This is a genomic window from Marinifilum caeruleilacunae (genome assembly GCF_013141825.1).
Lineage (GTDB): Bacteria > Bacteroidota > Bacteroidia > Bacteroidales > Marinifilaceae > Marinifilum > Marinifilum caeruleilacunae.
Genome location: NZ_RZNH01000094.1, coordinates 1 through 1317, shown reverse-complemented (window position 1 = coordinate 1317; position 1317 = coordinate 1). Strand labels below are relative to the sequence as shown.

The 1317-nt window shown below is 33.4% G+C and carries 1 protein-coding gene; it reads left to right on the top strand.

Annotated elements, in window-relative coordinates; all coding sequences use genetic code 11:
• The first annotated feature begins 41 nt into the window (after positions 1 to 41).
• A protein-coding gene (locus tag ELS83_RS21630) for an IS3 family transposase (protein WP_249414549.1) occupies positions 42 to 1282 on the top strand; the annotation gives its coding sequence in 2 pieces (ribosomal slippage) (positions 42 to 408 and positions 408 to 1282; 1242 coding nt in all).
• Positions 1283 to 1317: the final 35 nt, after the last annotated feature.

Here is a 1317-nt window from a genome sequence, read left to right as displayed (position 1 = left end):
TGTCCCGTCCTGAAATAAGTTGACAGTAAATCGACTTATTTATGAAAATATTGAGAAAGACTGTAGCAAGGCGTACCCAACGAAATTATAATTTATCCTTTAAATTGTCAGTTGTACGTCAAGTTGAAGAAGGGGAAATGACCTACCTTCAAGCACAAAGAGCATACGGTATCCAAGGCAAAAGTACTGTTTTGGTATGGTTAAGAAAACATGGTAAATTAGATTGGAGTAAACCATCACTACATACTATGTCATTACCAACACGAAAAGAAACGCCCGCACAAAAAATTAAAAGATTGGAAAAAGAGCTTGCTGATGAAAAGCTTCGAAATGAGATATTAAATAYCATGATTGATATCTCAGACCAACAATATGGAACTGCAATCAGAAAAAAGTTTTCACCCAAACAATTCAAAGATTCCAACAAAAAGAAAAAGTGAGTTTATCTCGCTGCTGCCGATTGTTTGGGATTAGCAGGCAGGCAATTTACCAGTCCATTAACAGAACTAAAAAGCGATCCAAAGACATAAACTTAATTCTTTCTTTGGTCAGATCCATACGAATGGAAATGCCCAGGTTAGGAACCAGGAAGTTGTATTATTTGTTAAGAGAAGATTTCAGTCGTTTGAACCTGAAAATAGGAAGAGATACATTTTTTAGGATCTTAAGATCTGAGAACATGCTGATCAGACCAAGAAAAAGCTATACTAAAACAACCAATTCAAAACATTGGTTGAAGAAACATCCTAATTTGTTAAAACAACTTGAAATTAAAGGTGCAGAACAAGTCTTTGTTAGCGATATTACTTACATTAAGACTCAAGACAGAACATGTTATCTATCTTTAGTAACAGATGCCTATAGTCGTAAAATTATGGGATATCAAGTAAGTGAAAATTTAAGCGCTGAAAGTGTTGTAAAAGCTCTAAAAATGGCCACTAAAGAGAAGAAAAAACAAATTCAGGTAATACATCATTCTGACAGAGGGCTACAATATTGCTCGGATATCTATCAAAAGGTTTTAAGATCAAACAATATGATTGCATCAATGACCGATGGATATGATTGTTATCAAAATGCATTAGCTGAAAGAATGAATGGAATTTTAAAACAAGAATTTTTAATTGAAATGTGCAAAGATCTGAGGCAACTTAAGAAAATGGTAGAACAATCTGTTTGGATCTATAATAACAAGAGACCTCATTTGAGTTTGAATTATAAAACACCTAATTTTATACATCAAAAATCCAGTGAGGCTAGCCTCACTGGATCATATAATTAATTTATAAATGTGTCAACCTATTTTAGGACGACTCA